This window comes from Catellatospora chokoriensis (genome assembly GCF_011297315.1).
Lineage (GTDB): Bacteria > Actinomycetota > Actinomycetes > Mycobacteriales > Micromonosporaceae > Catellatospora > Catellatospora citrea.
In genome coordinates, this window is sequence record NZ_JAAOTI010000008.1 from 169,436 (window position 1) to 194,131 (window position 24,696).

Consider the following 24,696-nt stretch of genomic DNA (forward strand, 5'->3'; position numbering starts at 1 on the left):
GGGATTCTCCTACCAGGTGAGGCCGTGGCCGATGGGGTAGAGCGTGGTGGCGGGGTCGGTGGCGGCGACGATGGTGACCGGGAGGCGTCCGTGCGGCGAGAGCTCGCCGTGCAGCACGCGGACCAGGGTGTCCATGGCCGCCGGGGTGTAGGTGTAGGCGGCCAGGTAGGTGGTCGCGCCGGGCAGATAGGCGATGTCGTACGGGTCGCGGACCGCGACGGCGATCACGGGTCTGCCGGTGGCGACCAGCGCCGCGACGAGTTGCTGCTGGCTGGCGCGCGGATCGCCGACCGCGGTGTCCCAGGCCTTGTTGACCAGTACGACGGTGAGGTCGTGCCGCGCGGCCTGGGCGGCGGCCGCCGCGATGGCCTGGGTCGAGGGCAGCGTCGCGGGCAGCGCGGTGGTGCGTGAGCCGCGGGCGGTGAAGCCTTCGGCGAGCCTGCCGATCGGGTTGAACGCGGCGTTGTTCCAGCCGGTGACCAGCACGGACCGGTCGGCGCCGGTCAGCGGCAGCAGCCCGGCGTCGTTGCGCACGGCGGTGAGCGTCTGGTCGGTGACCTGCCCGACCGCGGCCAGGTGGTCGGTGGAGCCGACCGAGGCCACGGCCGCGTCGACGTCGACGTACGGCGACCGGGACAGTCCCTGGCGGTACTTGACCGACAGGATCCGGCGCACCGACTCGTCGATGCGCCGCTCGGTCAGCTCGCCGTCGCGGACGGCCTGGAGCACGGCGTCGTAGGCCAGGGCGAGGTCCGGCGGCATCAGGAGCTGGTCGGCGCCGGCCTTCAGGGCGAGCACGGGCACGCGGGCGTCGCCGTACTTGGCCCGCACGCCGGCCATGTTGAGCGCGTCGGTGACGATCACGCCCTGGAAGCCGAACTGCCGGCGCAGCACCCCGGTGAGGATCGTCGGCGACAGGGTCGCGGGATCGCCGGACGGGTCGAGCGCGGGCACGACGATGTGCGCCGTCATGATCGAGTCGATCCCGGCGGCGATCGCCGCCCGGAACGCGGGCGCGTCGATGCGCTCCCACTGCTCGCGGGTGTGGCTGATGACCGGCAGTCCGGTGTGGCTGTCGGTGGCGGTGTCGCCGTGGCCGGGGAAGTGCTTGGCGACGGCGGTCACGCCCGCGCCCTGTTCGAAGCCGGCCACCTGCGCCGCGGTCAGGTCGGCGACCAGGCCGGGATCGGCGCCGAAGGAGCGGACGCCGATGACCGGGTTGGCCGGGTTGACGTTGACGTCGGCGACCGGCGCGTACGGCTGGCGTATGCCCACCGCGCTCAGCTCGCGTCCGGTGACCTCGGCGGCGAGGTGGGCGGCGGCCGCCGAGCGGGCCGCGCCCAGTGCCATGGAGCCCGGGAACTGCGCCGACGGCGCGGGCATCCGCTGCACCACGCCCTGCTCCTGGTCGGTGGAGATGAGCAGCGGCACCTGGCCCTTGTGTCCGGTGTCGAGGGCGGCGGCCTGCAGCCCGTTGGACAGGGTGGCGATCTGCCGCACGTTGTCGAGGTTGTGCGACCAGGCGAAGTAGACCACGCCGCCGAGGTGGAAGCGGTCCACGACCTCAGCCGGGGTCTCGACGCCGAAGGCGGCGAGGTTGGCGGTGCGGTCGGCGGGGGAGGGGTTGGCGGCGTCGGAGCCGTAAACGTAGGTGGAGAAGAGCTGGCCGACCTTCTGTTCGAGGCTCATGTGCCGCAGCGTCGAGGTCACCCAGCCGTGTTCGGCGGCGGGCGGGTGGGCGGGCTGAGCCGCGGCGGGGGCGGGAAGGGCGACCGTGAGGGCCGCGACGGCGGCGACGAGGGTCTTCAAAGACGACCTCCTTGCGAGAGTTGTCCGATTGCATGAAAGTTAGCTACAACACACCGCAAGGTCAAGAAGCTAATCTTCAGATGCCGGGGCGGGCGCGGGCCGGTTGGTGTGTGCGGACAGTGAACGGCCCGTCTGGTCGCCACCGAGCCCGGCGGGCGCGGGCTGCACGTGCATGTGGCCCGCTCATACGTGCCGGAGCTGCGCATTTGGTCTGTCCACTATGTACGACGAGCCGGTGACCGGTATGGATCGATCCGGGCACTGCGGTTACTGTGTGGGGAACTGGCACGAATGAAGGACGTGCGTTCCGTAATCGCGGCGTAACTTTGGGTTGATACAAGTTCGCTTGGCCGATCAATGCCGCACCGCCACACGAACCGACGTCATGTCCGCGAAAGCCCGGAAAGGGGGCACCCCATGCGGGACGCCTCGCTAGTCGTGGTCGCCAGCCGCCTGCCCATCAACGACGCCGCCGCCTCCGAAGGGGTCTTCGAATGGCGCCGCACCCCCGGCGGCCTCGGCGAAGCCCTGCACCCCGTGCTGATCAACAAGCCCGCCACCTGGATCGGCTGGGCGGGCAAACCCGGTCCCACCCCGCCACTGCCCGACGTCGACGGCGTGCACCTGATCCCCGTGGAACTGACCGATGAGGACGTCCACGACCACTACGAGGGCTTCGCCAACTCGACCCTGTGGCCGCTCTACCACGACGCCGTCGAGCCGGCCGTGCACCACCGCCGCTGGTGGGAGGCCTACCAGCGGGTCAACCAGCGCTACGCCGACCACACCGCCCGGGTCGCCGCACACGGCGCCGTGGTCTGGGTGCAGGACTACCACCTGCAACTGGTGCCCGCGATGCTGCGCGCGCAGCGACCCGACCTGCGCATCGGCTTCTTCCTGCACGTGCCCTTCCCGCCCCCGGAACTGTTCATGCAGCTGCCGCGCCGCACCGAACTGCTGCGCGGCATGCTCGGCGCCGACCTGATCGGATTCCAGCGCACCCAGGCCGTGCACAACTTCCACCAGCTGGTCGCGAAGGTCCTCGACACGACCGTCGACGAGCGCGGCGTGCTGGTCGACGGCCGCATCGCCCGCACCGGCGCGTTCCCGGTGTCGATCGACACCGCCGAGATGGAAGCGCTGGCCAACCAGGACGAGGTCGTGGAGAAGGCCGCCAAGCTGCGTGCCGACCTCGGCGGCCCGCAGCGGGTGGTCCTCAGCGTCGACCGGCTCGACTACACCAAGGGCATCGAGCACCGGCTCAAGGCATACCGCGAGCTGCTGGCCGACGGCCGGCTCAAGGCACCGGAGACGGTGCTGGTGCAGGTCGCGATCCCGAGCCGGCAACGGGTCGAGCAGTACCGGCTGCTGCGCGACCGGGTCGAGCGCGAGGTCGGCCGGATCAACGGCGATTTCGGCCGGCTCGGCGTCGCCGCGGTGCACTACCTCAGCCAGGTCTTCAACCGCACCGAACTGGCCGCGTTCTACCGCGCCGCCGACGTCATGGCGGTCACCCCGCTGCGCGACGGCATGAACCTGGTCGCCAAGGAGTACGTGGCCGCCCGGGTCGACGGCTGCGGCGCGCTGCTGCTCAGCGAGTTCGCCGGGGCCGCCGCGGAGCTGACGCAGGCGTACCTGGTCAACCCGCATGACGTGGAGGGGCTCAAGGACACTCTCATCGAGGCGCTGGCTGCCGACCCGACCGAGCCGAGTCCGCAGATGGCGGCCATGCGGGCGCACGTGCGCGAGCACGACATCCAGACCTGGGCGCGGTCGTATCTGACCGCGCTGGAGGCGGCCTGCGCCGGACGGTGACGGAGGCGGATCAAGCCGTGCCGCGAGCGACCTGACGGTCCCGCCGCTACGGCGGGCCGGCGAGAGTGTCGCGGACCGCTTCGCGGCACTCTCACGACTTTATGTAGTGAAGTTATAACCGATCGTCGCGAAGAGGTCGCGATCGGCGTCGGTGCCCGCGTGCCGACCGGCGGACTTGGAAACGTTCTCGTAACGAGGGGTTGACAGCGACTGGGTCGCGGGCGAGACTTCGGAAACGTTTACAGGTGCCCGTGGAAGGTGTCGAGCGTGGTTCGGAAACGTTTACAGTCCTCGGCGGACGGCCGCCCGACGGTGCACACCGTCGCCGCCCGCGCCGGGGTCTCGATCGCCTCCGCCTCGCGCGTGCTCAACGGGCTCGGCGGCAGCGCCGAGACCGTACGCAAGGTCCGCGAGGCCGCAGCCGAGGTCGGCTACGTGCCCAACGCCATCGCCCGCTCCCTGCAATCCCAGCGCACCGGCCTGGTCGCCCTCGCCGTCGAGGACATCGGCAACCCCGTGTACGTCGCGATGATGCGCGCCATCGAAGCCGTCGTCAGCGAGTCCGGCCGGCAACTGCTGGTCCACCAGACCTCTGCCAGCATCGGCGGCGAGGTCGCCCTGCTGCAGCGCCTGGCCCACCGCTACGTCGACGGCATGATCATGTCGCCGATCCGCATCACCGAATCGCACACCCGTGCACTGCTCGACAGCCCCGTCCCGGTCGTGGTCATCGGCCAGCTGCCCGACGACGTGGCCGTCGACAACGTGCGCACCGACTCCCGCACCGGCGTCGCGCTCGCGGTCGGCCACCTGCACGAGGCCGGACACCGCCGCATCGCCTTCATCAACGGCCCGCTGGACACCGTGCCTGGCACGGCCCGCGACGCCGGCTTTCGCACCGCGCTCGTCAAGCACGGCCTCAACGTCGAGGAGGACCTGATCGAAGTGGGCGACTTCCAGTACGCCGCCGGCCGCGCCGCCATCGAGCGACTGCTCGACCGTGGCCGCCCCGACGCCGTCGTCTGCGCCAACGACCTGATCGCCGCGGGCGCGCTGCACGGCCTGCTGGCCCGAGGGCTGCGGGTGCCGCACGACGTCGCCCTCGTGGGCATGGACGACACCGAGCTGGCGCAGATGTCCTTTCCTCAGATCTCCAGCGTCTCGCTGGGCTCCGCCGAACGCGGCCGCCTGGCCGCCCGGCTGCTGGTCGAGCGGATCGCCGACCCCACCCTGCCCGCCCGCCGTGAACAGGTCGCCCCTCATCTGGTGATCCGGGCCTCCAGCCAGGCGGTCGCCGGATGACCGCCACCACCACCGCCCCCGCCCCCGCGGCCACCACCCCGGCCCCGGCCCGGCGCGGCTCCGACCGAGCGACGATCTACCTGCTGCTGCTGCCGTCACTGTTGCCGATCGTGCTGCTGTCGGTCTTCCCGCTGGTGCGCGGTATCTATCTCGGCTTCACCGACGCCCGCGCCGGACGCAACGTCGAGGTGGCCTTCAACGGCCTGGCCAACTACCGCGAGCTGCTGACCGACGACCTGTTCTGGGGCGCGTTCCGGATCGGTCTGCTGTGGGCGTTCGGCGTGACCGCGCTGCAGTTCCTGCTCGGACTGGGCCTGGCACTGCTGCTCAACCAGCCGCTGCGCTTCCGCGGCCTGGCCCGGGTGCTGTCGCTGGTGCCGTGGGCGATGCCGCCGGTTGTGGTCGGCATCCTGTGGCGGCTGGTCTACCACCCCGACGCGGGCCTGCTCAACGAGCTGCTCTACCAGGTCGGCGCCGACGGGCTGCGCACCAACTGGCTCGGCGACTTCAGCACCGCCCTGCCCGCAGTGATCATCGTCGGGGTCTGGGCCGGCATGCCGCAGACTACCGTGGTGCTGCTCGCGGGTCTGCAGGGCGTGCCCAAGGAGCTGCACGAGGCGGCCGCGGTCGACGGCGCCACCGCCTGGCAGCGGTTCCGCCGGGTGACGCTGCCCGCGCTCATGCCGGTGATCGTCGCGATCACCTCGCTGGACTTCATCTGGAACTTCAACTCGTTCGGGCTCGTGTACGTGCTCACGGCGGGCGGCCCCGGCGGCAAGACCATGCTGCCGATGCTGTTCGCCTACGAGGAGGCGTTCCGCTACGGCAACTACGGCTACGCCGCGGCGCTGGGCAACGTGATGGTAGTGATCATCGTCGCGCTGCTCGCGGTCTACCTGCGCCGGCGGCTGCGGGAGGTGAACTGAGATGCGTGCGTCCCGGCTGACCCGGTCGCTGCAGTACCTGGCGCTGCTCGGATACGTGATCTTCCTGGGCTTCCCCCTGGTATGGCTGCTGTCGACCTCCTTCAAACCGCCCCGCGAGCTGGTCAAACTCCACCCGACGCTGATCCCCGACAGCGCGACGATCAGCAACTACGTGCAGGCGTTCACCGAGCAGCAGCTGGGCCGCGCGGCCCTCAACAGCCTGCAGGTGGCACTCGCGTCATCGCTGCTGACGGTGCTGATCGCGCTGCCGGCCTCGTACGCGCTGGCCCGGTTCCGGACCAGGATCGGCACCGTGGCGCTGGGCTGGGTGCTGCTGTCACAGCTGTTCCCGTTCGTGCTGCTGATCATCCCGATCTTCCTGGTGCTGCGCGAGATCGGCCTGGCCAACACCCATGCCGGCCTGATCCTGATCTACGTGGTGTGGGCTCTGCCGTTCGCGCTGTGGATGCTGCAGGGCTTCGTGCGCAACATCCCGCGCGAGCTGGAGGAGGCTGCCTCCGTCGACGGCGCCAGCCGCCTGCAGACCCTGCGCAAGGTCGTCTTCCCGCTGCTCGCGCCCGGCGTGGTCGCCACCGCGCTGTTCGCGTTCATCTCCGCGTGGAACGAGTTCTTCTTCGCCCTCGTGCTGATCAAGACCCCGGAGCTGGCGACGCTGCCGGTCACGCTGGCCCGGTTCGTCGGGATCGAGGGCACCGCGCGTCTCGGTCCGCTGGCCGCCGGCTCGCTGCTGGCGACGCTACCGAGCCTTGTCTTCTTCGCCGTCATGCAACGCCGGCTGTCCTCCGGGTCGCTCGCCGGCGCGGTTAAAGGCTGACGCCGTCCAGTCCACGACGTCAGCCGGATATCCCCTTCACAGAGATGGAGTGATACTAGTGCACCGAATGCTCAGAAGAAGGCTGCTCACGGTGGCTGTGACGGCCGTCGTAGGGCTCGGCGCGGCCGCCTGCGGCACGGGCGGCGACAGCGGCGAGCAGAGCACGGGCCCGGTGAAGCTGCGCTTCCTCAGCCTCGCCTGGCAGAAGGAGTCGCTGCAGGCCAACAAGGACCTGGTGGCGAAATGGAACGCCGAGCACCCCGACATCCAGGTCGAGTACGTCCAGGGCGACTGGAACTCCGTGCACGACCAGCTGCTGACCTCGTTCGAGGGCGGCGACGCCCCGGACGTGTTCCAGTACGAGTCGGCGGCGATCGGCGAGTTCAGCAAGCAGGGCTACCTGGCCGACCTGTCCGGGCTGCTGCCCGCCGACTTCAAGGGCCAGATCAGCCAGGGCGTGTGGGACACCGTCACCCACGACGGCAAGATCACCGGCATCCCGTTCCTGCTGGAGTCGCAGGTCGTCATCGCGAACAAGAAGCTGCTCGACGCCGCGGGCGTCGCGGTGCCACCGGCCGACGGCGGCTGGACCTGGGACGAGTTCCAGGCCAACGCCGCCAAGCTCACCAAACCCGGCCAGTACGGCGCGGCCTGGGCACTCAAGTCGCCGACCAACCGGGTGATGAACCTGGCGCTCAACTACGACGGCAAGTTCTTCTACACCGACGGCGGCAAGACCGAGGTGCGCGTCGGTGACGCCGAGAAGCAGGTGCCGCAGCGCATCCACGACATGATCTACGCCGCGAAGTCGGCCTCGCCGGACGCGCTGGGCATGAGCGGCGCGGACACCCTGCCGGGCTTCTTCGCCGGCAAGTACGCGATGCTGCCCGGCTCGGTGTCGCTGCGCCAGCAGATGGTCGAGCAGGCCCCGGCCGGGTTCGACTGGGTGACCCTGCCGCCGATGAAGGGCAACTCGGCCAACCAGGCCGCCAACCCGCAGACGCTGTCGATCTCCGCGGACTCCAAGGCCCAGCAGCAGGCCATGCAGTTCCTGGAGTTCTTCCTCAACCCCGCCAACATGGCCACCCTGGCCAAGGGCGACTGGCTGGTGCCGACCGGCACGAAAGCCAACGAGGAGCTGGTCAAACTGACCGGCGGCAAGCAGGGCTGGGACGTGGCGGCCGACAGCGCGGCCGACCTGACCATCGCGCCGTTCCAGACGGTCGACGGCTACCCGGAGTGGAAGACCAAGTACGCCACCCCGGCGCTGCAGCAGTACTTCGCGAACAAGATCACGATCGACCAGCTGGGCACCCAGCTCGTCGACGGCGGGAAGCAGGTTTTGAAGTAATCATGAACCACTTGATCGACAGGTCGGTCGGTTGCCTGGTCGGCGCCGCGGTAGGCGACGCCCTGGGCGGAGCCACCGAGACGGCACTGCCCGAGGAGATCCGCGCCCGCTACGGCGGCTGGGTGGAAGGCATCGTCGCCCCGTTCCACGAGAACTGGGCGGGTCGGCTGCTGGCCCCCTACCACAAGGGCGACGGGCACATCACCGACGACACGCTGCTCACACACGCGCTGGTCCGGGTGTACGCGCGCAAACGCGACCACCTCGACGCCTTCGACGTCGCCGAGCTGCTCGTGCCCGACCTGATCGAACGAGTGGTCCACATCCCGGACATGGAGCGCGAGGCGGTGACCTTCCACCGCCTCGCGGCCGCCGAGCGCTGGCTGGTGACCCGGCTGCACCACGCCCACGCCGACCCGCGCGAGGCCGGGGTCGGCAACATCTGCAACTGCGGCGCGGCCATGTACATGGCACCGGTCGGGATCGTCAACGCCGGCGACCCGGCCGGGGCGTACGCCGAAGCGGTCGAGATCGCCGGAGCGCACCAGCACAGCTACGGCCGCGAGGCCGCCGCGGTCTTCGCCGCCGCCGTCGCCGCCGCGATGGCGCCCGGCGCCGACGTCGACGATGTCGTCGCGGCCTGCCTCGACCTGGCCCGCGACGGCACCCGCGCCGCGATCGAAGCCGTCGTCAAGGCCGCCCGCGGCCACCGCGACTGGCGCGAGGCGATCACCCCGCTGCGGGCCGCGATCGCGCCGTTCGACACCGTCGGCGAGGAGTACCGCAGCCCCGGCCTGGGCGCCCGGCGACCCAGCCGCCTGCACTCCATCGAGGAACTGCCCATCGCCCTGGGCATGCTCGTCGTGGCCGGCGGGGACTTCCGCCCCGCGCTGCTCGGCTCGGTCAACTACGGCCGCGACGCCGACTCCACCGCCACCATGGCCGGCGCCATCGCCGGAGCCCTCGGCGGCGCGGCAGCGGTCCCGGCCGAGTGGTCGGCGACCGTCGCGCAAGCCTCCCGCCTCGACCTGGCCGAACCCGCCGTCGTGCTGGCCGAGGTGGCACAGGAGATCTTCACCGCCGACCAGGCCCGCTTCGCCCGCCGCGCGGACCGGTTCGCGGAGCTGACCCGATGAGGCTCACCTGGGTGCAGCCGGAGGACCTGCTGCCGCACGAACTCGCGGCCAGCCGCGACGAGGGCCGCGACGTCGAGGCCGTCGCCGCCCGCTGGACCGCCGCCGGCGGCTCCCTGCAGGCACCGGTCACCGGGGCCTCCGCGACCCCGGCCGGACCGGAGCTGCGGGCGCTGGCCCTGCAACTGCTCGATGAGTGCGACGCGCTGCCCACCGCCGACACCCCCGCCGCACCGCAGCCCCGCGAGCTCGGCCTGCCGACCGGCGTCACCGACGACCGGATGCTCGGCGCATGGACCGGGCGCGCCGTCGGCTGCCTGCTCGGCAAACCCGTCGAGAAACTGCCCCGCGAAGCCATCGCCGAGATCCTGCGCGCCACCGGCCGATGGCCGCTCGACGGCTACTTCACCGCCGTCGGCCTGCCCGACGAGGTCGCCGTCCGGTGGCCGTGGAACCGGCGCAGCGCCGTCAACTCCCTGGCCGAGAACATCGACGGCATGCCCGAGGACGACGACCTCAACTTCGCCCTGCTCGCCCTGCGGATCCTGGAGACCCACGGACGCGGTTTCAGCACCGACGATGTCGCGCAGGCGTGGCTGGACTGGCTGCCCGGCGGGCGCGTGTTCACCGCCGAACGGGTCGCCTACCGCAACCTGCTGCTGGGGCTCACCCCACCGGACACCGCCCGCCGGCACAACCCGTTCCGGGAGTGGATCGGGGCGCAGATCCGCACCGACGTCTACGGCTGGGTCAACCCCGGCCGCCCCGCCGCCGCGGCGGAGATGGCCGCCCGCGACGCCGCGGTCAGCCACGTCCGTGACGGCGTCCAGGGCGCCCGGTGGGCCGCCGCCCTGACCTCGGCCGCCGTGGTCGCCGGCGACATGCGCACCGTTCTGGACGCCGCCGAATCCGTGCTGCCCGAGGGCCGGTTCGCCGACACCGTGCGCCACGCCCGCCAGTTGGCCACCGGCGCACCCGACTGGGAGAGCGTGCTCGACGCCCTGCACGCCGAGCACGGCCACCTGCACTGGGTCCACGTACGCAACAACGCCGCGCTGACCGCCGCCGCGCTCGCCTACGGCGACGGCGACTTCGACACGTCCATCTGCGCCGTGGTCAGCGGCGGCTGGGACACCGACTCCAACGGCGCCACCGTCGGCTCGGCCGTCGGCGCGCTCACCGGCGCCGGCCGTATCGCCGGGCGGTGGACCGCCCCGCTCAAGGGACGCCTGCACAGCAGCATCGCCGGCTTCGACGGCATCGGCTTCGCCGAACTCGCCGCCCGTACGCTGCGCCTGGCGCAGACCGGGACGGCGTCGTGACCCCGCGCGTGACGGTCGTCGGCAGCGTGAACATGGATCTCGTCGCGACCGCGCCGACACTGCCCCGGCCGGGCGAGACCGTGCTCGGCGACGGGTTCTCCACCGTGCCCGGCGGCAAGGGCGCCAACCAGGCCGTCGCCGCCGCCCGCGCGGGAGCCGCCTGCAGGTTCGTCGGCGCGGTCGGAGAAGACACGTTCGCCGGCGAGCTGCGCGCCAACCTGGCCGCCGCAGGCGTCGACACTGAGCGGCTGCGCAGCACACCCGGCCCGTCCGGGGTGGCGCTGATCGCGGTCGACGCCGCAGCCGAGAACCTCATCGTCGTCGCGCCCGGCGCCAACGCCACCCTGACCGCGCTGACCGACGCCGACCGGGCCGCGATCACCGCCGCCGACGTGCTGCTGTGCCAGCTGGAGATCCCCCTCGACACCGTCGTGCAGGCCGCCGCGGCGGCCCGTGACGCCGGGGTGTCCGTGGTGCTCAACGCCGCCCCGGCCCGGCCCCTGCCCGCGGCGCTGCTGCAGGCTGTGGACCTGCTCGTCGTCAACCAGGGCGAGGCCGCCGCGATCGCCGGCATCGGCGAGCAGGACCCGTCCCGGCTGCTCGACGCGCTGCTCGCGCACGTGCCGCGGGTCGTGATGACCCTCGGCGCGGCCGGGGCCGCCTACGCCGACCGCGACGGGCAGCGCCTGGACGTGCCCGCGCCGCGCATCACCGCCGTCGACACCACCGCCGCCGGGGACGCGTTCACCGGCGCGCTCGCGCTCGCCTGGGCGCAGCGGCGTCCCATCGCCGACACGCTGCGCTGGGCCTGCGCGGCCGGGGCGGTGTGCGCCCAGCGGCACGGCGCCGCGACGGCCCTGCCCACCCGGGCCGAGATCGACCAGATGTACGCACAGACCTACGGGGGAGCACCGTGACCGTTCCGACGTTCAACCCCTACGTTCCGCGCCCGATCGACCTGCCCGCCGCCGTGCCGCTCGACCCGGCCGCGGACCTGTCGGCCCTGGACGAAGCCAAGATCTTCGCCGCGCCCGGCGATTCGGCCGACTGGCCGCGCTGGCGCGAGCAGCTCACCGCCTGGCGCGAGCAGGCCCGCACCCGGCTCGGGTACACCGGTAGCCACTACGACGAGATCCAGGGCGACTGCTTCACCATCGCGCTGGTCTGGCTGTGGGACGAGGCCCTCTACGACCACGAGCGGGGCCAGTTCACCGTCGAGGCGTTCCTCGACAGTGCGGGCCGCGACTTCGGCGGGATCGACGGCGTCGTGCTGTGGCACGCCTACCCCGTGATCGGCCTCGACGAGCGCAACCAGTTCGACTTCTACCGCGACGTGCCCGAGCTGCCGCAGGTCGTGCGCCTCTTCCAGGACCGCGGCGTGCGGGTCTTCGTCGACTACAACCCGTGGGACGTCGGCACCCGCCGCGAACCCGTCGCCGACGCCGAGGCGGTCGCCGAACTGGCCGCCACCCTGGGCGTCGACGGCGTCTTCCTCGACACCCTCAAGGAGGGCGCCGGGCCGCTGCGCGCCGCGCTGGACGCCGTACGCCCCGGCATGGTCCTGGAAGGCGAATCGCGGGTGCCGCTGGCCCGCATCGAGGACCACGCCATGTCGTGGGCGCAGTGGTTCGCCGACTCGACCGTGCCCGGCGTGCTGCGCGCCAAGTGGTTCGAGCGCCGCCACATCCTGCACCACACCCGGCGCTGGCACCGCAGCCACCTCGACGAGCTGCACTCGGCCTGGCTCAACGGCTGCGGCGTGCTCATCTGGGAGAGCGTGTTCGGGGTGTGGGTCGGCTGGAACGACCGCGACCGCGCCGTGCTGCGTGCCATGCGCCACGTCCAGCTCAGCCACCCCGCCTGGCTGCGCAGCGAGGACTGGCTGCCGCTGGCCGACCACCCCGGCGGCGGCGCGGCCGTGTACGCCTCCCGCTGGACCCACGACGGCACACCGCTGTGGACCGTCGTCAACCGCGGCGGCGACTACGACGGCCCCTGGCTGGTCACCGACGCCCGCCCCGGCGCGCACTGGACCGATCCGGCCACCGGCACCCCGCTGACCGTCAAGGACCTCGGCGACGGCCGGGTCTCCGTCGGCGGCCACCTCGCCGCCGGCGCGATCGCCGCCGTCCTGCCCAGCCCCGTCACCGGGCCCGCCGCACCAGCACTCACCGGCGACGACACGTTCCCGGCCCGCGCCGCGGTGCGCCGACCGGCACCGTGGGCACCGCGCGACACCCTGCCCGACGGCATGGCCGCGGTCGCCGCCGGACGCTACGACCTGCTGGTGCGCCACCGGGTGCGCGAAACCGGCCTCTACGGCGAGGCGCCCTACGTCGACGAGTGGAAACCGCTGCCGCCGCGCCTGCACCACGAGGCCACCCTGCGCCGCACCGTGCAGACCGGCCGGTTCGCCATCGCGACCCGCGAGGTCACCCACGGCGAGTACGCCGCGTTCCTGGCCGCCACCGGCTACCGCCCCACCCGCCCGGAGCGGTTCACCGCGGGCCAGGGGCCGGCCGACGCCCCCGTGACCCACGTCGAACTCGCCGACGCCCGCGCCTACGCCGCCTGGGCCGGGCTGCGCCTGCCCACCGAGGACGAATGGCAGATCGCCGCCGAAGCCGGCCTGCTGCAGCGGGCCCGCCCGCTGGTGTGGAACCTCACCGACAGCGAGCACACCGACGGCCGGACTCGGTTCTGCATCCTCAAGGGCGGCGCCGAGTTCGTCGCCGAAGGCTCCGACTGGTACCTCGACGGCGGCCCCCAGCCACCCGAGGCGTCGGTCAAGTTCCTGCTCATGGGCGCCGGATTCGGCCGCTCGCCGTCCATCGGCTTCCGCTGCGCGGCCGACCTGCCGCAGGAGCGGCCGTGACCGCGCCCCTGGACGGAGTCAAGGTCGTCGAGCTGGCCACCCTGTTCGCCGGACCGCTGGCCGCCGGGTTCCTCGGCGACTTCGGCGCCGACGTGATCAAAGTCGAGCACCCCGACAAGCCCGACCCGTCCCGCGGGCACGGCCCCGCCAAGGACGGCGTCGGACTGTGGTGGAAGGTGCTGGGCCGCAACAAGCGCACCATCACCCTGAACCTGTCCGACCCCGACGGCGCCCAGGTGCTGCGGCAGCTGCTCGCCGACGCCGACGTGCTGGTGGAGAACTTCCGGCCGGGCACGCTCGAACGGTGGGGCCTGGGTCCGGAGGTGCTGCACGAGCTCAACCCGCGCCTGGTCGTCGCCCGGATCAGCGGATTCGGCCAGATCGGGCCGTACGCGCGCCGGCCCGGGTTCGGCACCCTGGCCGAGGCGATGAGCGGGTTCGCGGCCGCGACCGGCGAACCCGGCGGGCCGCCGACCCTGCCGCCGTTCGGGCTCGCCGACTCGATCACCGGTCTGGCCGGGGCGTACGCGATCATGCTGGCCCTGGCCGCCCGCGAACGCACCGGCGCCGGGCAGGTCGTCGACCTCGCCATCATCGAACCGATCATGGCGATGCTCGGGCCGCAGATCACCTGGTACGACCAGCTCGGCTACCGCGCACCGCGGCTGGGCAACCGCTCGGCCAACAACGCCCCGCGCAACACGTACCGGTGCGCCGACGGCAGCTGGGTGGCCGTGTCGACCAGCGCCCTGAGCATCGCCGAACGGGTCATGACACTCGTCGGCCGGGCCGACCTGATCACGCAGCCGTGGTTCGCGACCGGCAGCGGCCGCGCCGCGCACGCCGACGACCTCGACGCCGCCGTGGGGGAGTGGATCGCCAAACGCGACCGGGCCGAGGTGGTCGCCGCGTTCGAGGCCGCCCAGGCCGCCGTCGCACCGGTGTACGACGTCGCCGACATCCTCGCCGACCCGCAGTACCAGGCCCTGGGCACCGCCATCAGCGTGCCCGACGAGGAGCTCGGGCCGGTGCGGATGCAGAACGTGCCGTTCCGGATGTCGGCCACGCCCGGCACGATCCGCCACGCCGGCCGTCGCCACGGCCAGGACACCGACGACGTCCTGCGCGAACTCGGCCTGCCCGACGAGCAGGTCGCCGCGCTACGCGAACGGGGCGTGATCTGATGCTGCTGACCTGGCTCTACGTCCCCGGCGACCGTCCGGACCGGTTCGCCAAGGCGCTCGCGTCCGGCGCCGACGCGGTCATCGTCGACCTGGAGGACGCGGTATCGGCCGGGCGCAAGGTGTACGCCCGCGACGCGGTCGCGGAGTTCCTGGCCGGTCCGCATCCGGTGCCGGTGCAGGTGCGCATCAACGACCTGACCGCCGGGGAATCGGCAGCGGACCTGGCGATGCTCGCCCAGGTGACCGGTGTCGGCGGGGTGCGGCTGCCGAAGGTGGAGTCGGCCGAGCAGGTCACGGCCGTCGCCGCCGCCGTGGACGCGCCGCTGCACTGCCTGATCGAGTCGGCACAGGGGGTGGAAGCGGCGTACAGCATCGCCACGGCACACCCCGCGGTCGCCAGCATCGGCCTCGGCGAAGCAGACCTCCGCTCCGACCTGGGCACCGGCGACGACACGGCACTGCTGTGGCCGCGCGGGCGCGTCGTCGTCGCGGCCCGCGCGGCGAGACTGCCGTCACCGGCCATGTCGGTCTACGCGAACGTGTCCGACCTGGACGGCCTGGCCGCTTCATGCCGAGCCGGACGGGGCATGGGGTTCGTCGGGCGGGCCGCGATCCACCCGCGCCAACTGCCCGTGATCGTCGAGGCGTTCCGGCCCGGCCCGGACGAGGTCGACCGGGCCCAGGCCCTGCTGGCGGCGCTCGACGCGGCACAACTGCGCGACCAGGGCACGGCCGTGCTCGCCGACGGGCGCTTCGCCGACCGCGCCATGGTCGACGCCGCCCGGCGCACGATCGAACTCGCCGGGCGCTTCGGGTCCTGAGCGGCCGTCGCCGCGGCGCGCGATCGATCCCGCCGGCGTTCGGGTCCCGCGCGGCCGTCGCCGCCGCTGCGAAGTCGCCTGAAACGTCCGCCCGGCCGGGCCTCAGGCAGCCCGAGCCGCCGGGCCGGTGGCCGCCGCCGGACGGGCCGGGCGCAGCGCGTCGAGGGCGGCCGACGGGTCGTCGGCGAAGAACCGCAGCACGCGGACCTGCTCGCGCCGGCCCAGCGGGCGTACCGCGACGACGGGCTCGGCGAGCTCGACGATCAGGTTGGTCTGGCTGTTCGCGGCCAGGGCCAGGCACTCGCCATCTACCTTGATCATGCCGGTCTCGTTGTAGTTGCGCTTGTGCTGCACCCCGGTGACCAGGCGGCGCGGGATGCGCAGGTCGAAGAACGCGCCGTAGCGCACGCGCAGTTCGTCGGCGGTCACGACGTGCGGGCGGGTGACGTAGCCGGCGATGACGGCCAGCGCGATCAGGATGCCGTACGCGTCCAGCGCCAGCAGCACCGCGCGCAGCCCGACCGGGGCGTCCAGCGACCGCAGCAGGATCTCCACCGCGACCAGCTCGATCACGCACGCGAACAGGAACCCGAACATGAGCACCGTCTGCTCGCGGTGATACGACAGGGCCACCGCGCCCGGCGGCACCCCGTGCCGGCGGCGGCCGACCCACAGCACCATGCTGACCATGCCCTTGGCGTCGAAGCCCATGATCCGGCGCACCTTGTCCGGCACGATCTGCTCGTACGCGCCGCGCAGCGCCGCCCGGCGATCGGCGCCGTCGGCGCGCAGGGCACGGTAGCGCTGCCCGAACACCAGCGCCTCCAGCAGCAGCACCGCCAGCACGACCAGCTCGGCGCCGGCCAGCACCGGGCGCGGCAGCGCGACGCCCGACACCAGCAGGACGGCGAGCACCACCTCCGCCGGCACCATCGCGAACAGGGCGGCCCGGGCGATCTTCAGCATCATCGGCGTTCCTTCAGGGTCGTGACCATCAGGCGCAGCACCTCGGCCTGGGCGGGGGCGAGTTCAGAGGTCATCAGGTCCAGCCAGCGACCGGTCTCCGCCTCGTCGAGGCTGGCCACCATCGCCGCGGCCATCTCGGCGGGCAGGTGGGCGGCGAGGTCGGCGGCGAGCACGGCGACCCGCGGATCGGCCGGGTCCGCGCCCGCGATCGCGTCCATGCGCGCGGTCAGAGCGTGGCCCCGCGCCCGCGCATCCGGTCCGGTCAGCGGCGCGAACATCGCCATGACCTGTTCCCGGGCGGCCGGGTCGGCGCCGGTGTCGATCAGCGAGATCACGTCGCGGTCGAGCGCGGCGAACGCCGAGCCCGCCGGGTGGAGGTCGTGCAGCAGGTCCCCCAGGTCGGGGGCGACCGTGGTGTCGGGGTTGAGGTCGGCGTCGGCCAGCAGCGCCGCCAGCCGGGTCCGGCGGGCGGCGATGGCGTCCTGCTGGCGGGCCAGGTCGGCGTCCAGCTCGGTGAGCACCTCGCGCAGCTCGCGGCCCTGGTCGTCGGCGAGCACGTCGCGGATCTCGTCGAGGGACAGGCCGAGCTCGGCGAGCCGGCGGACCCGGGCGAGCAGGACCGCGTCGCGGACCCGGTACTCCCGGTAGCCGCCGGGGGTCCGCTCGGGCTCGGGCAGCAGCCCGAGGTGGTGGTAGTGCCGCACGGTACGGGTGGTCACCCCGACGAGTGCGGCCAGCTCGCCGATACGCATGCCCCTATTAGAGACGTTGACGTTACGGCAAGGTCAAGTCGCCCGGCCCTGGTCCGGGCATGATCCGCGCCCGTCGACCGTTCAGCTTCGGCCCGTCCACGACGCGGCGGCCGCGGGCAGCCCGGCGATGTCGACGTCGACTGCCAGCAGGGCGCCGTCGACCGGCCCCGGCTCGGTGAGCCCGTAGTCGGCCGTCGTGACGAACAGCCGCCGCATGTCCGGGCCGCCCAGGCACACGCTGGTCGGCTGGGCCGCACCCAGCCGGATCTCCCGGTCGAGCGAACCGTCGGGCCGGTAGCGGCGTACGGCGTGACCGCCCCACAGCGCCACCCACAGGTTGCCCGCCGCGTCGACGGTCATGCCGTCGGGGAAACCGTCGGCGGCGGTCAGCCGCAGGAAGGGCGTCTGCTCCGACAGCTCGCCGGTGGCCGGGTCGACGGTGAACCGGTCGACGTGGCCCAGGGGCGTGTCCGCGAGGTACATCACCGTGCCGGTCGCGTCGAAGGCCGGGCCGTTGGTGATGGTCAGGCCGGTGACCGCCGGCTGCGTCGTGTGGTCGTGGCGGAACAGCGTGCCCCCGCCCGGTGTGGCGTCATAGGTCATGCTCCCGGCCCAGAACCGGCCGTGCGGGTCGGCGACCGCGTCGTTCATCCTCGCTCGGACGGGATTGGTGGACTCCAGGTCCGTCAGCGGGTGGACGTGCCCGTCGTCGAGCAGGGCCAGGCCGGTCCCGGCGGCGGCCAGCCACCGGTCCGGCCGCCCGGCCACCGGCGCCACCGCGCCCAGCGGCCCATCGAGGCGGTACAGCTCGCGCAGCGGGCCGGGCGCGTCGCCGCCGGTTTCCAGCAGCCGCCCGGCGAGCAGATCGACGAGCACGAGGCGGCCGTCGACCCAGCGGGCGCCCTCACCCAGTTCGAGCCGGTCCTCGCTCCACGGGATCGGTTCACGCAGCACGGTCTGCTCCTGTGTCGTCATCGGACGGCGCTGCCGGGTTCGCGGTCGAGCAGCGCCAGGTCGTCGCGGAAGGGCAGCCCTTCCCAGTCGCCGCGGGTGGCGACCGCGAACGCGCCGACGGTCACGGCGCGGTCGAGCCGGGCCGCGGCGTCGACGCCGTCGAGCACGCCGGACAGCAGCCCGGCGACGAACGCGTCGCCCGCGCCGACGGTGTCGACCACCGGCACGGAACGGGCGGGCCGGTGCAGCGTGCCGTGCTCGCCGTGGCTGGTGGCACCGCCCGCACCGTGTTTGACGACCACTTCGCGTACGCCCGCGGCCAGCAGCGCGGCGACCGGGTCGGCGTCGTCGGTCAGCACGGCCAGCTCGTCGTCGGACGCGACGACCAGGTCGAGGGAGCCCAGCAGCGGTCGCAGCGCGGCGGCGGCCTGCTGCGCCGACCAGAGCCGGGTGCGGTGGTTGACGTCGAGGCAGACCAGGCTGCCCGCGGCCCGGGCGTGCCCGACCGCGTAACGCACCGCCTCGTACGGGCCGTCGCCCAGCGCGCAGGTGATGCCGGTGACGTGCAGGATCCGCGGCATGCGGTCGGCGGCGAACGCGGGGTGCACGTCGTCGGCGTTCAGCCGGGAGCCCGCCGAGCCGGTGCGGTGGTAGGTGACCCGGGTGAGGTCGCCGACCCGGGGCTCGAACAGGATCAGGCCGGTGGGGGCGTGCGGGTCGACGCGCGCGAGGGAGATGTCGACGCCTTCGGCGCGCAGGCTGCGCCGGACGAGTTCGCCGGGCTCGTCGGCCCCGGTGACGCCGAGCCAGCTCGCCCGGTGGCCGAGCCGGGCCAGCCCGATCGCGACGGTGGATTCGGAGCCGGCGACCGACAGGTGCGCGGGGCCGCCGAGCCGCAGCGGCCCGGCCATCCGGAACGCGGCCATGGTCTCGCCGAGGGTGAGCACGTCGGTCATGCGGCTACTCCGGCCAGGAACGCCGCGGCGCGTTCGCGCAGCGCGGCCAGGTCGCCGCCGCGCACCGCGTCGCCGAGCAGCGGTGAGCCGACCCCGACCGCGACGGCACCGGCCTGCAGGTACTGCGGTGCGAGGGCCGCGTCGACGCCGCCGACGGGCACGAACGCGGTCTGCGGGAACGGGTCGCGCAGTGCGCGCAGGTAGCCGGGGCCGCCGATCGACGCGGGGAACAGCTTGACCGCGGTCGCCCCGGCGAGGGTGGCCTGCACGACTTCGCTGGGGGTCAGCGCCCCGGCGAGCACGGGCAGGCCGAGGCGGGCGGCTTCGGCCAGGCTCGGCGCGATGGCGGGGGTGACCAGGAACGTCGCGCCGGCGTCGGCGGCCTGGCGGGCGTCGGTCTCGGTGAGCACCGTTCCCGCGCCGAGCGCGAACGCGGGGCCGAGCGCGGCGCGGGCGCGGTTGATGGTGTCCAGCGCACCGGCCGCGGTCAGCGACACCTCGATCAGGTGGACGCCGCTGTCGGCGAGGGTGAGCACGCTGTCGAGGGCGGCCTGCGGGTCGGGGCCGCGCACGATCGCCAGCAGCCGGTGGGCGCGCAGGGTGTCGAGCAGGTTCATGGGGTGGTGCCTCCGCGGCGGTGAGCGGTGATGGTGAGCCGCCAGCTGACCTGCCCCGATGCGGGCACGGTGGCGGTGTCGCCGGGACCGGCCCCGGCCAGGTCGAAGGCGGCGCCGAGCATCGGTTCGACGCCGATGCTGCGGTAGGGGCCGGGCTGCGGCCAGCCGCGCAGGTTGCGCCACAGGGCGGTGGAGCGGGGCTGGCCGTCGCAGTCCAGGTGCAGGGTGAGCCGGTCGGGTCCATCGGTGACGTGCACGGTCGGGCAGTCGGTGAGGATCGCGCCGAGCGCGGTGCCGTCGTCGGGGCCGAACCGGTCCAGGGCCAGCCCGGCCGGTGCGGGCCAGGGGCCTTCGCGCCAGGGCAGGTCGTCGGGCCAGGGTTCGGCCAGCAGCGGCGCGGCTTCGGGATACAGCCTGGTGGTGGTTCCGTCAGGGGCGTCGAGGCGGGCGGCGGTGCTCAGGTCGAGCAGCGCGTGTGCGGCCCACACGAAGCGGTGGCCGGGGTCGGCGGCCAGCGTGTAGTCCGCGACGATCGCACCGGAGTGCTCACCTACCCGCCGGGTCAGGGTGAAGGCGGGGCGGGCGATCGTCATGACGCCGCCGGGGTAGGTCGGCTCCCGCAGGTCCGCGGGAGCGCCGGTGCCTTCGCCGTGGGCCACGAGACGAACGGGGCCGTCGTCGGCCACGAGGCGACCAGGTCCGCCGCCGGTCATCAGACGACCGGGTCCGCCGCCGAAGCCCACCTCGGCCGGGCTTCGCTGCCAGGGGCGCGACCAGAGATCGCCGTGGTCGGGCAGGCCGCGGACCGTCGGCAGGCATTCCTCCAGGCCGCCCGCGTCTACGAAGTCGTCACCGGGGGCCACGGCGTCGCGGCCGGTGCCGGGCCGGGACCACAGCCATTCGCGGCCGCCGCCGGACAGGCTGGTCCAGCGTCCGCCGTGGGCCGCGTCGAGCACGGCACGCAATGCGACGGGTGCGTCGGTCACCATTCGGCGAAGGACCCGTCGTCGTGCCGCCAGACGGGGTTGCGCCAGGCGTGGCCGGTCGCGTCGGCCCTGCGCACGGCGGCCTCGTCGACGGTGATGCCCAGGCCGGGGGCGTCCAGGCGGTTGATGTGCCCGTCGACGAACGCGAACGGCGCCGGGTCCACCAGGTAGTCGAGCAGTTCGCTGCCCTGGTTGTAGTGGATGCCGATGCTCTGTTCCTGGATCAGGAAGTTCGGCGTGGCCAGCGCGACCTGCAGGCTCGCGGCCAGCGAGATCGGGCCCAGCGGGCAGTGCGGGGCCAGCACCGCGCCGTACGTCTCGGCCAGCGAGGCGATGCGGCGCACCTCGGAGATGCCGCCCGCGTGGGACAGGTCGGGCTGCACGACCGCGACGCCCGCCTGCAGCGGGGCGAGGAACTCGGCCCGCCCGTAGAGCCGCTCGCCGGTGGCGATCGGCACGGGGGAGCAGGTCACGATGTCGGACAGGCGGTGGGCCAGGTCGGGCAGCACCGGCTCCTCGGCGAAGAACGGCCGCAGCGGCGCGATCTCGGGCAGGATGCGGCGTACGGCGGCGGCGCCGGCCCGGCCGTGGAAGTCGACGGCGATGTCGCGGTGCTCGCCGAGGGCATCGCGGGCGGCGGCGACGCGGCTGACGACGGCGTCGACCTCGGCGGAGGTCGGGATGGGCGACAGCCGCCCGGAGGCGTTCATCTTGACCGCGGTCATCCCGGCGGCGGCCTGCGCGGCCGCCTGCTCGCCGATCTCGGTCGGGTCGTCGCCGCCGATCCAGGCGTAGATGCGTACCCGGTCGCGGACCGGTCCGCCGAGCAGGGCGTGCACGGGTGCGCCGTACGCCTGCCCGGCGATGTCCCACAGGGCCTGGTCGAGCCCGGCCACGGCGCTGGACAGCACGGGGCCGCCGCGGTAGAAGCCGCCCTTGGTCATGACCTGCCAGTGGTGCTCGACACGCAGCGGGTCCTCGCCGATGAGGAGTTCGGCCAGCGTGTCGACGGCGGCTCGGACGACTTCGGCGCGTCCTTCGACTACGGGTTCGCCCCAGCCGACCAGCCCGTCGTCGGTCTGCACGCGGCAGAACAGCCACCGCGGTGCGACGAGGAAGGTCTCGATACGGTCGATCTTCACCGGTTGTCCTTCTTCTTGCGGACGTGGTCCACGTCCTGTGCTGCCTTGTCGAGCAGGTCGCCCATGGCACGTTCCGCGGCCGCCGCGTCGCGGGCGCGGATGGCGGCCACCACCGCCTGGTGGCTGGGGACCGGGTCGTCGTGGTGCTGCGCGCCGTGCACGAGCTTGTCGCGTTCGGCGAGGCCGGTCTCCATGACGACCTTCATCCGCTCCAGCCACTCGTTGTGGGCGGCGTGCAGCAGCGCGCGGTGGAAGTTCAGGTCGGCGGCGACGGCGGCGGCCGGGTCGTCGTGGGCGGCGGCCATCTGGGCGAGCGCCTCGTCGAGCGCGGCCAGGTCGGTATCGGTGGCGCGGGCGGCGGCGAGTTTCGCGGCGGCGGGCTCCATGATGGCGCGCACCTCGTGGAGCTGGTCGAGCAGCGAGGCGTCGGCGCCGCCGGCGAACTGCCAGCGGATGACGTCGGCGTCGAGCAGATTCCAGGCGGCGCGGGGGCGCACGAACGTGCCGCGTTTCGGGCGGGCGTCGACCAGGCCCTTGGCGGTGAGCACCTTCAGCGCCTCACGCATCACGGTGAGGCTGATGTCGAGTTCCTCCTGCAGCGCGGCGAGGTTGATCGTCGCGCCTTCGGCGATCTCGCCGGCGAGGATCCGCCCGGCGATGATCTCGACGGTCTGCCCGTGGACGCCGCGTCCTGTGTACTGTCCCAATGCTTCGCGCCTTCTCGCTCGTCGGTGCCGGTCAGGTCAGGCCGAGGCCTTGGTCGCGGTCCAGCCGCCGTCGACCACCAGGCTGGTGCCGGTGACGAAGGCGGCGTCGGCGGAGGCGAGGAACGCTATCGTGGCGGCCACCTCGTCGGGGGTGCCGAACCGCTTGGCGACAGTCTCGGCCACGCTGGCCCGCCTGTCCGCTTCGGACACGTCGTCCCACGCGGCGGTGAGGATCGGGCCGGGCAGCACGGTGTTGACGCGGATCTCGGGACCGTACTCGACGGCGAGCTGTCGGGCCAGGGCCACCAGACCGCCCTTGGCGGCGGCGTAGGCGGGCCGCCCGGGCAGGCCGACCAGGGCGTGCACGGAGGAGACGACGACGACCGCGCCGTGCTCGGCGCGCAGGTCGTCAAGGCACGCGCGGACGCCGAGGAAGGTGCCGGTGAGGCTGACGGCGAGCTGGTGGTCCCAGGACTGCCGGCTGGTCAGGTGGGCCGGGGTGACCTCGACGGCGTAGGCGTTGCTGACCAGGATGCCGATCGGCCCGAACGTTTCGCGGACGGTGGCGGCCGCGGTGGTCCAGGCGGCCTCGTCGGAGACATCGACGGTCACTGACAGTGCGCGGCCTCCGGTGCGGTTGATCTCGTCGGCGAGCGGGCCCGTTTCGGCGATGTCGAGCAGGCCCACGGCGACGCCCTCGGCGGCCAGTCGGCGGGCGGTGGCCGCACCGATGCCGCCGGCTGCCCCGGTGATCAGGGCATTCTTGCCGTCAAGGCCGCGCATAGACTGGCTCCCCATCTGCCGGAGTAGTGATCCCCACCTGAGATCTAATCATTAATTACGAAGATATCTTGACAGCCGCCGAGCCGCGATGCAACCTGTTCGTCATACGGATTTACGTGATCGACATACGCACAGTCACCCCCCGCATCCCTCAGGAAGGATGTCCGCGATGAGCGACTTCGATCCCAGTCGTCGCCGGCTACTCGGCCTCGGCCTCGCCGGCGTCGGCGCCCTCAGCGCCGGCCCCCTGCTCAGCGCCTGCGCCAGCTCCGCCAGCTCCGGTGGCACCCCCACCACCGGCGGCCCCATCACCCTCCAGTCCAACCTCACCGGGGCGGCCAAGTCCGGCCTCGAGAAGCTCGTCGCCGACTTCAACAAGCTCGGCAAGGGCAACGCGACGCTGAACACCGTCGCGACCGAGATCTACCGCACCCAGCTGCCGACCTACCTCAGCTCCGCCAACCCGCCGGACCTGTACACCTGGTACTCGGGCTCGGTGGCCAACGCGTACTCCCGCAAGAACCTGCTGCTCGACATCTCCGACGTGTGGCAGGGCCTGGGCGACTACACCCCGGCGATGCGCAACGTGTCCACCGACGAGACCGGCAAGCAGATCTTCGTCCCGATGAACAACTACTGGTGGGGCTTTTTCTACCGCAAGTCCAACTTCGCCAAGTGGGGCGTGCAGCCGCCGAAGACCTGGGCCGAGTTCCTGGCCCTGTGCGAGACCCTCAAGTCCAAGGGCATCCCGCCGATCGGCATCGGCCTGGGCGACACCCCGTGGGTGGCCTCCGCCTGGTTCGACTACCTCAACATCCGCGTCAACGGCGCGCCGTTCCACCGCGAACTGCTCGCCGGCAAGCAGCGCTTCGACGACCCCAAGGTCAAGGCCGTCTTCGCCAAGTGGCGCGAGGCCCTGCCGTACTTCGACCCCAAGGGCAAGGCGTACCCGTTCCAGGAGGCGACCACCGCCCTGCTCGCGGGCAAGACCGGCATGTTCCTCATCGGCACCTTCCTCGCCGACGCGACGGCCAAGGACGTGGTCGAAGACCTCGACTTCTTCCAGTTCCCGATCATCGACCCGGCGGTGCCCGTCGCGGAGGAGGCGCCCACCGACGGCCTCTTCGCCAGTGCCAAGTCGGCCAACCCGGCCGCCACCAAGGCGCTGCTCACCTACGTGGCGTCCGTGGAGGCGCAGGAGGCGTACGTCGCCAACAGCTCCGGCATCATCCTGCCCGCCCACCCCAAGGCCAAGGCGGCCGACATGCCGCTGGTCGCCAAGGGCAAGGCGATGCTGGCCGGCGCCGCCGAGCTCACCCAGTTCTTCAACCGCGACTCCAGCGACGCGCTGCAGCCCACCGCGGACACGGCGCTGACCCGGTTCATCGACAAGCCCGACCAGATCGACGCGATCCTCGCCGAGTGGCAGAAGAACGCCGAGAAGGTCTTCAAGGGTTGAT

At 72.8% G+C, this 24,696-nt stretch carries 22 protein-coding genes; 12 read left to right on the forward strand and 10 right to left on the reverse strand.

Annotated features, from left to right (window positions below):
- Positions 1-9 precede the first annotated feature (9 nt).
- On the reverse strand, positions 10-1,809 hold the full coding sequence (locus HAV39_RS14280; RefSeq protein WP_191839695.1) for a glycoside hydrolase family 3 protein: 1,800 nt from the start codon (positions 1,807-1,809) through the stop codon (positions 10-12).
- 417 nt (positions 1,810-2,226) lie between these two features.
- On the opposite strand from HAV39_RS14280, the gene HAV39_RS14285 reads away from it, so the two are divergent.
- From HAV39_RS14285 to HAV39_RS14330, 11 genes are all read left to right on the forward strand, one after another.
- A complete protein-coding gene (locus tag HAV39_RS14285; RefSeq protein ID WP_191839696.1) occupies positions 2,227-3,624 on the forward strand; it encodes an alpha,alpha-trehalose-phosphate synthase (UDP-forming) in 1,398 nt (465 codons plus the stop codon).
- Between the two features lie 267 nt (positions 3,625-3,891).
- Positions 3,892-4,926, forward strand: coding sequence for a LacI family DNA-binding transcriptional regulator (locus HAV39_RS14290; RefSeq protein ID WP_239120550.1), 1,035 nt, complete (start codon positions 3,892-3,894; stop codon positions 4,924-4,926).
- The gene (locus HAV39_RS14295; RefSeq protein WP_191839697.1) at positions 4,923-5,852 is read left to right on the forward strand and encodes a carbohydrate ABC transporter permease; all 930 of its coding nucleotides are present in this window, start codon (positions 4,923-4,925) and stop codon (positions 5,850-5,852) included. The genes HAV39_RS14290 and HAV39_RS14295 overlap by 4 nt, the downstream gene beginning before the upstream one ends.
- A 1-nt stretch (position 5,853) precedes the next feature.
- A complete protein-coding gene (locus tag HAV39_RS14300) occupies positions 5,854-6,687 on the forward strand; it encodes a carbohydrate ABC transporter permease (protein WP_120319671.1) in 834 nt (277 codons plus the stop codon).
- Positions 6,688-6,778: 91 nt separating this feature from the next.
- Positions 6,779-8,038, forward strand: coding sequence for an ABC transporter substrate-binding protein (locus HAV39_RS14305; protein ID WP_239120549.1), 1,260 nt, complete (start codon positions 6,779-6,781; stop codon positions 8,036-8,038).
- A 2-nt stretch (positions 8,039-8,040) separates the two neighbouring features.
- Positions 8,041-9,174, forward strand: coding sequence for an ADP-ribosylglycohydrolase family protein (locus tag HAV39_RS14310; RefSeq protein ID WP_191839699.1), 1,134 nt, complete (start codon positions 8,041-8,043; stop codon positions 9,172-9,174).
- On the forward strand, positions 9,171-10,493 hold the full coding sequence (locus HAV39_RS14315; protein ID WP_191839700.1) for an ADP-ribosylglycohydrolase family protein: 1,323 nt from the start codon (positions 9,171-9,173) through the stop codon (positions 10,491-10,493). Before HAV39_RS14310 ends, HAV39_RS14315 begins: the two co-directional genes overlap by 4 nt.
- Positions 10,490-11,410: a ribokinase gene (locus HAV39_RS14320; RefSeq protein ID WP_191839701.1), complete on the forward strand. Its 921-nt coding sequence runs from the start codon at positions 10,490-10,492 to the stop codon at positions 11,408-11,410. The genes HAV39_RS14315 and HAV39_RS14320 overlap by 4 nt, the downstream gene beginning before the upstream one ends.
- On the forward strand, positions 11,407-13,368 hold the full coding sequence (locus HAV39_RS42655; RefSeq protein WP_239120548.1) for an SUMF1/EgtB/PvdO family nonheme iron enzyme: 1,962 nt from the start codon (positions 11,407-11,409) through the stop codon (positions 13,366-13,368). The genes HAV39_RS14320 and HAV39_RS42655 overlap by 4 nt, the downstream gene beginning before the upstream one ends.
- A complete protein-coding gene (locus tag HAV39_RS14325) occupies positions 13,365-14,552 on the forward strand; it encodes a CaiB/BaiF CoA transferase family protein (RefSeq protein WP_239120547.1) in 1,188 nt (395 codons plus the stop codon). The genes HAV39_RS42655 and HAV39_RS14325 overlap by 4 nt, the downstream gene beginning before the upstream one ends.
- A complete protein-coding gene (locus HAV39_RS14330; RefSeq protein ID WP_191839703.1) occupies positions 14,552-15,373 on the forward strand; it encodes an HpcH/HpaI aldolase/citrate lyase family protein in 822 nt (273 codons plus the stop codon). The genes HAV39_RS14325 and HAV39_RS14330 overlap by 1 nt, the downstream gene beginning before the upstream one ends.
- A gap of 102 nt (positions 15,374-15,475) precedes the next feature.
- On the opposite strand, the gene HAV39_RS14335 is transcribed toward HAV39_RS14330, so the two are convergent.
- The 9 genes from HAV39_RS14335 to HAV39_RS14375 all read right to left on the reverse strand — a co-directional run bounded on the left by HAV39_RS14335 (position 15,476) and on the right by HAV39_RS14375 (position 23,236).
- Positions 15,476-16,342 (reverse strand): hypothetical protein, encoded by an 867-nt coding sequence (locus HAV39_RS14335; protein WP_191839704.1) that lies wholly within the window; start codon positions 16,340-16,342, stop codon positions 15,476-15,478.
- Complete coding sequence (locus HAV39_RS14340) at positions 16,339-17,091, reverse strand: MerR family transcriptional regulator (protein WP_191839705.1); 753 nt, start codon at positions 17,089-17,091, stop codon at positions 16,339-16,341. The genes HAV39_RS14335 and HAV39_RS14340 overlap by 4 nt, the downstream gene beginning before the upstream one ends.
- An 81-nt stretch (positions 17,092-17,172) precedes the next feature.
- A complete protein-coding gene (locus HAV39_RS14345) occupies positions 17,173-18,066 on the reverse strand; it encodes an SMP-30/gluconolactonase/LRE family protein (RefSeq protein WP_191839706.1) in 894 nt (297 codons plus the stop codon).
- A complete protein-coding gene (locus tag HAV39_RS14350; RefSeq protein ID WP_191839707.1) occupies positions 18,063-19,001 on the reverse strand; it encodes a sugar kinase in 939 nt (312 codons plus the stop codon). Before HAV39_RS14350 ends, HAV39_RS14345 begins: the two co-directional genes overlap by 4 nt.
- The gene (locus HAV39_RS14355; RefSeq protein ID WP_191839708.1) at positions 18,998-19,618 is read right to left on the reverse strand and encodes a bifunctional 4-hydroxy-2-oxoglutarate aldolase/2-dehydro-3-deoxy-phosphogluconate aldolase; all 621 of its coding nucleotides are present in this window, start codon (positions 19,616-19,618) and stop codon (positions 18,998-19,000) included. Before HAV39_RS14355 ends, HAV39_RS14350 begins: the two co-directional genes overlap by 4 nt.
- Positions 19,615-20,607 carry a hypothetical protein gene (locus tag HAV39_RS14360; protein WP_191839709.1) on the reverse strand — a complete coding sequence of 331 codons (993 nt, stop codon included), beginning with the start codon at positions 20,605-20,607 and terminating at the stop codon, positions 19,615-19,617. The genes HAV39_RS14355 and HAV39_RS14360 overlap by 4 nt, the downstream gene beginning before the upstream one ends.
- A complete protein-coding gene (gene dgoD, locus HAV39_RS14365) occupies positions 20,601-21,746 on the reverse strand; it encodes a galactonate dehydratase (protein WP_191839710.1) in 1,146 nt (381 codons plus the stop codon). Before dgoD ends, HAV39_RS14360 begins: the two co-directional genes overlap by 7 nt.
- Positions 21,743-22,453, reverse strand: a complete 711-nt coding sequence (locus tag HAV39_RS14370; protein WP_191839711.1) for a FadR/GntR family transcriptional regulator — start codon at positions 22,451-22,453, stop codon at positions 21,743-21,745. Before HAV39_RS14370 ends, dgoD begins: the two co-directional genes overlap by 4 nt.
- Positions 22,454-22,489: 36 nt before the next feature.
- Positions 22,490-23,236 (reverse strand): SDR family NAD(P)-dependent oxidoreductase, encoded by a 747-nt coding sequence (locus HAV39_RS14375; protein WP_191839712.1) that lies wholly within the window; start codon positions 23,234-23,236, stop codon positions 22,490-22,492.
- 169 nt (positions 23,237-23,405) lie between these two features.
- Here HAV39_RS14375 and HAV39_RS14380 point away from each other — a divergent pair, with 169 nt between their 5' ends.
- The gene (locus tag HAV39_RS14380; protein WP_191839713.1) at positions 23,406-24,695 is read left to right on the forward strand and encodes an ABC transporter substrate-binding protein; all 1,290 of its coding nucleotides are present in this window, start codon (positions 23,406-23,408) and stop codon (positions 24,693-24,695) included.
- Position 24,696: the final 1 nt, after the last annotated feature.

Bases quoted from the DNA above. Each gene is read 5' to 3' on its own strand.
- HAV39_RS14285 (WP_191839696.1), top strand. From the start codon at position 2,227: ATGCGGGACGCCTCGCTAGTCGTGGTCGCCAGCCGCCTGCCCATCAAC.
- HAV39_RS14295 (WP_191839697.1), top strand. From the start codon at position 4,923: ATGACCGCCACCACCACCGCCCCCGCCCCCGCGGCCACCACCCCGGCC.
- HAV39_RS14300 (WP_120319671.1), top strand. From the start codon at position 5,854: ATGCGTGCGTCCCGGCTGACCCGGTCGCTGCAGTACCTGGCGCTGCTC.
- HAV39_RS14310 (WP_191839699.1), top strand. From the start codon at position 8,041: ATGAACCACTTGATCGACAGGTCGGTCGGTTGCCTGGTCGGCGCCGCG.
- HAV39_RS14315 (WP_191839700.1), top strand. From the start codon at position 9,171: ATGAGGCTCACCTGGGTGCAGCCGGAGGACCTGCTGCCGCACGAACTC.
- HAV39_RS14330 (WP_191839703.1), top strand. From the start codon at position 14,552: ATGCTGCTGACCTGGCTCTACGTCCCCGGCGACCGTCCGGACCGGTTC.
- HAV39_RS14335 (WP_191839704.1), bottom strand. From the start codon at position 16,342: ATGATGCTGAAGATCGCCCGGGCCGCCCTGTTCGCGATGGTGCCGGCG.
- HAV39_RS14340 (WP_191839705.1), bottom strand. From the start codon at position 17,091: ATGCGTATCGGCGAGCTGGCCGCACTCGTCGGGGTGACCACCCGTACC.
- HAV39_RS14345 (WP_191839706.1), bottom strand. From the start codon at position 18,066: ATGACGACACAGGAGCAGACCGTGCTGCGTGAACCGATCCCGTGGAGC.
- HAV39_RS14350 (WP_191839707.1), bottom strand. From the start codon at position 19,001: ATGACCGACGTGCTCACCCTCGGCGAGACCATGGCCGCGTTCCGGATG.
- HAV39_RS14355 (WP_191839708.1), bottom strand. From the start codon at position 19,618: ATGAACCTGCTCGACACCCTGCGCGCCCACCGGCTGCTGGCGATCGTG.
- HAV39_RS14360 (WP_191839709.1), bottom strand. From the start codon at position 20,607: ATGGTGACCGACGCACCCGTCGCATTGCGTGCCGTGCTCGACGCGGCC.
- HAV39_RS14375 (WP_191839712.1), bottom strand. From the start codon at position 23,236: ATGCGCGGCCTTGACGGCAAGAATGCCCTGATCACCGGGGCAGCCGGC.
- HAV39_RS14380 (WP_191839713.1), top strand. From the start codon at position 23,406: ATGAGCGACTTCGATCCCAGTCGTCGCCGGCTACTCGGCCTCGGCCTC.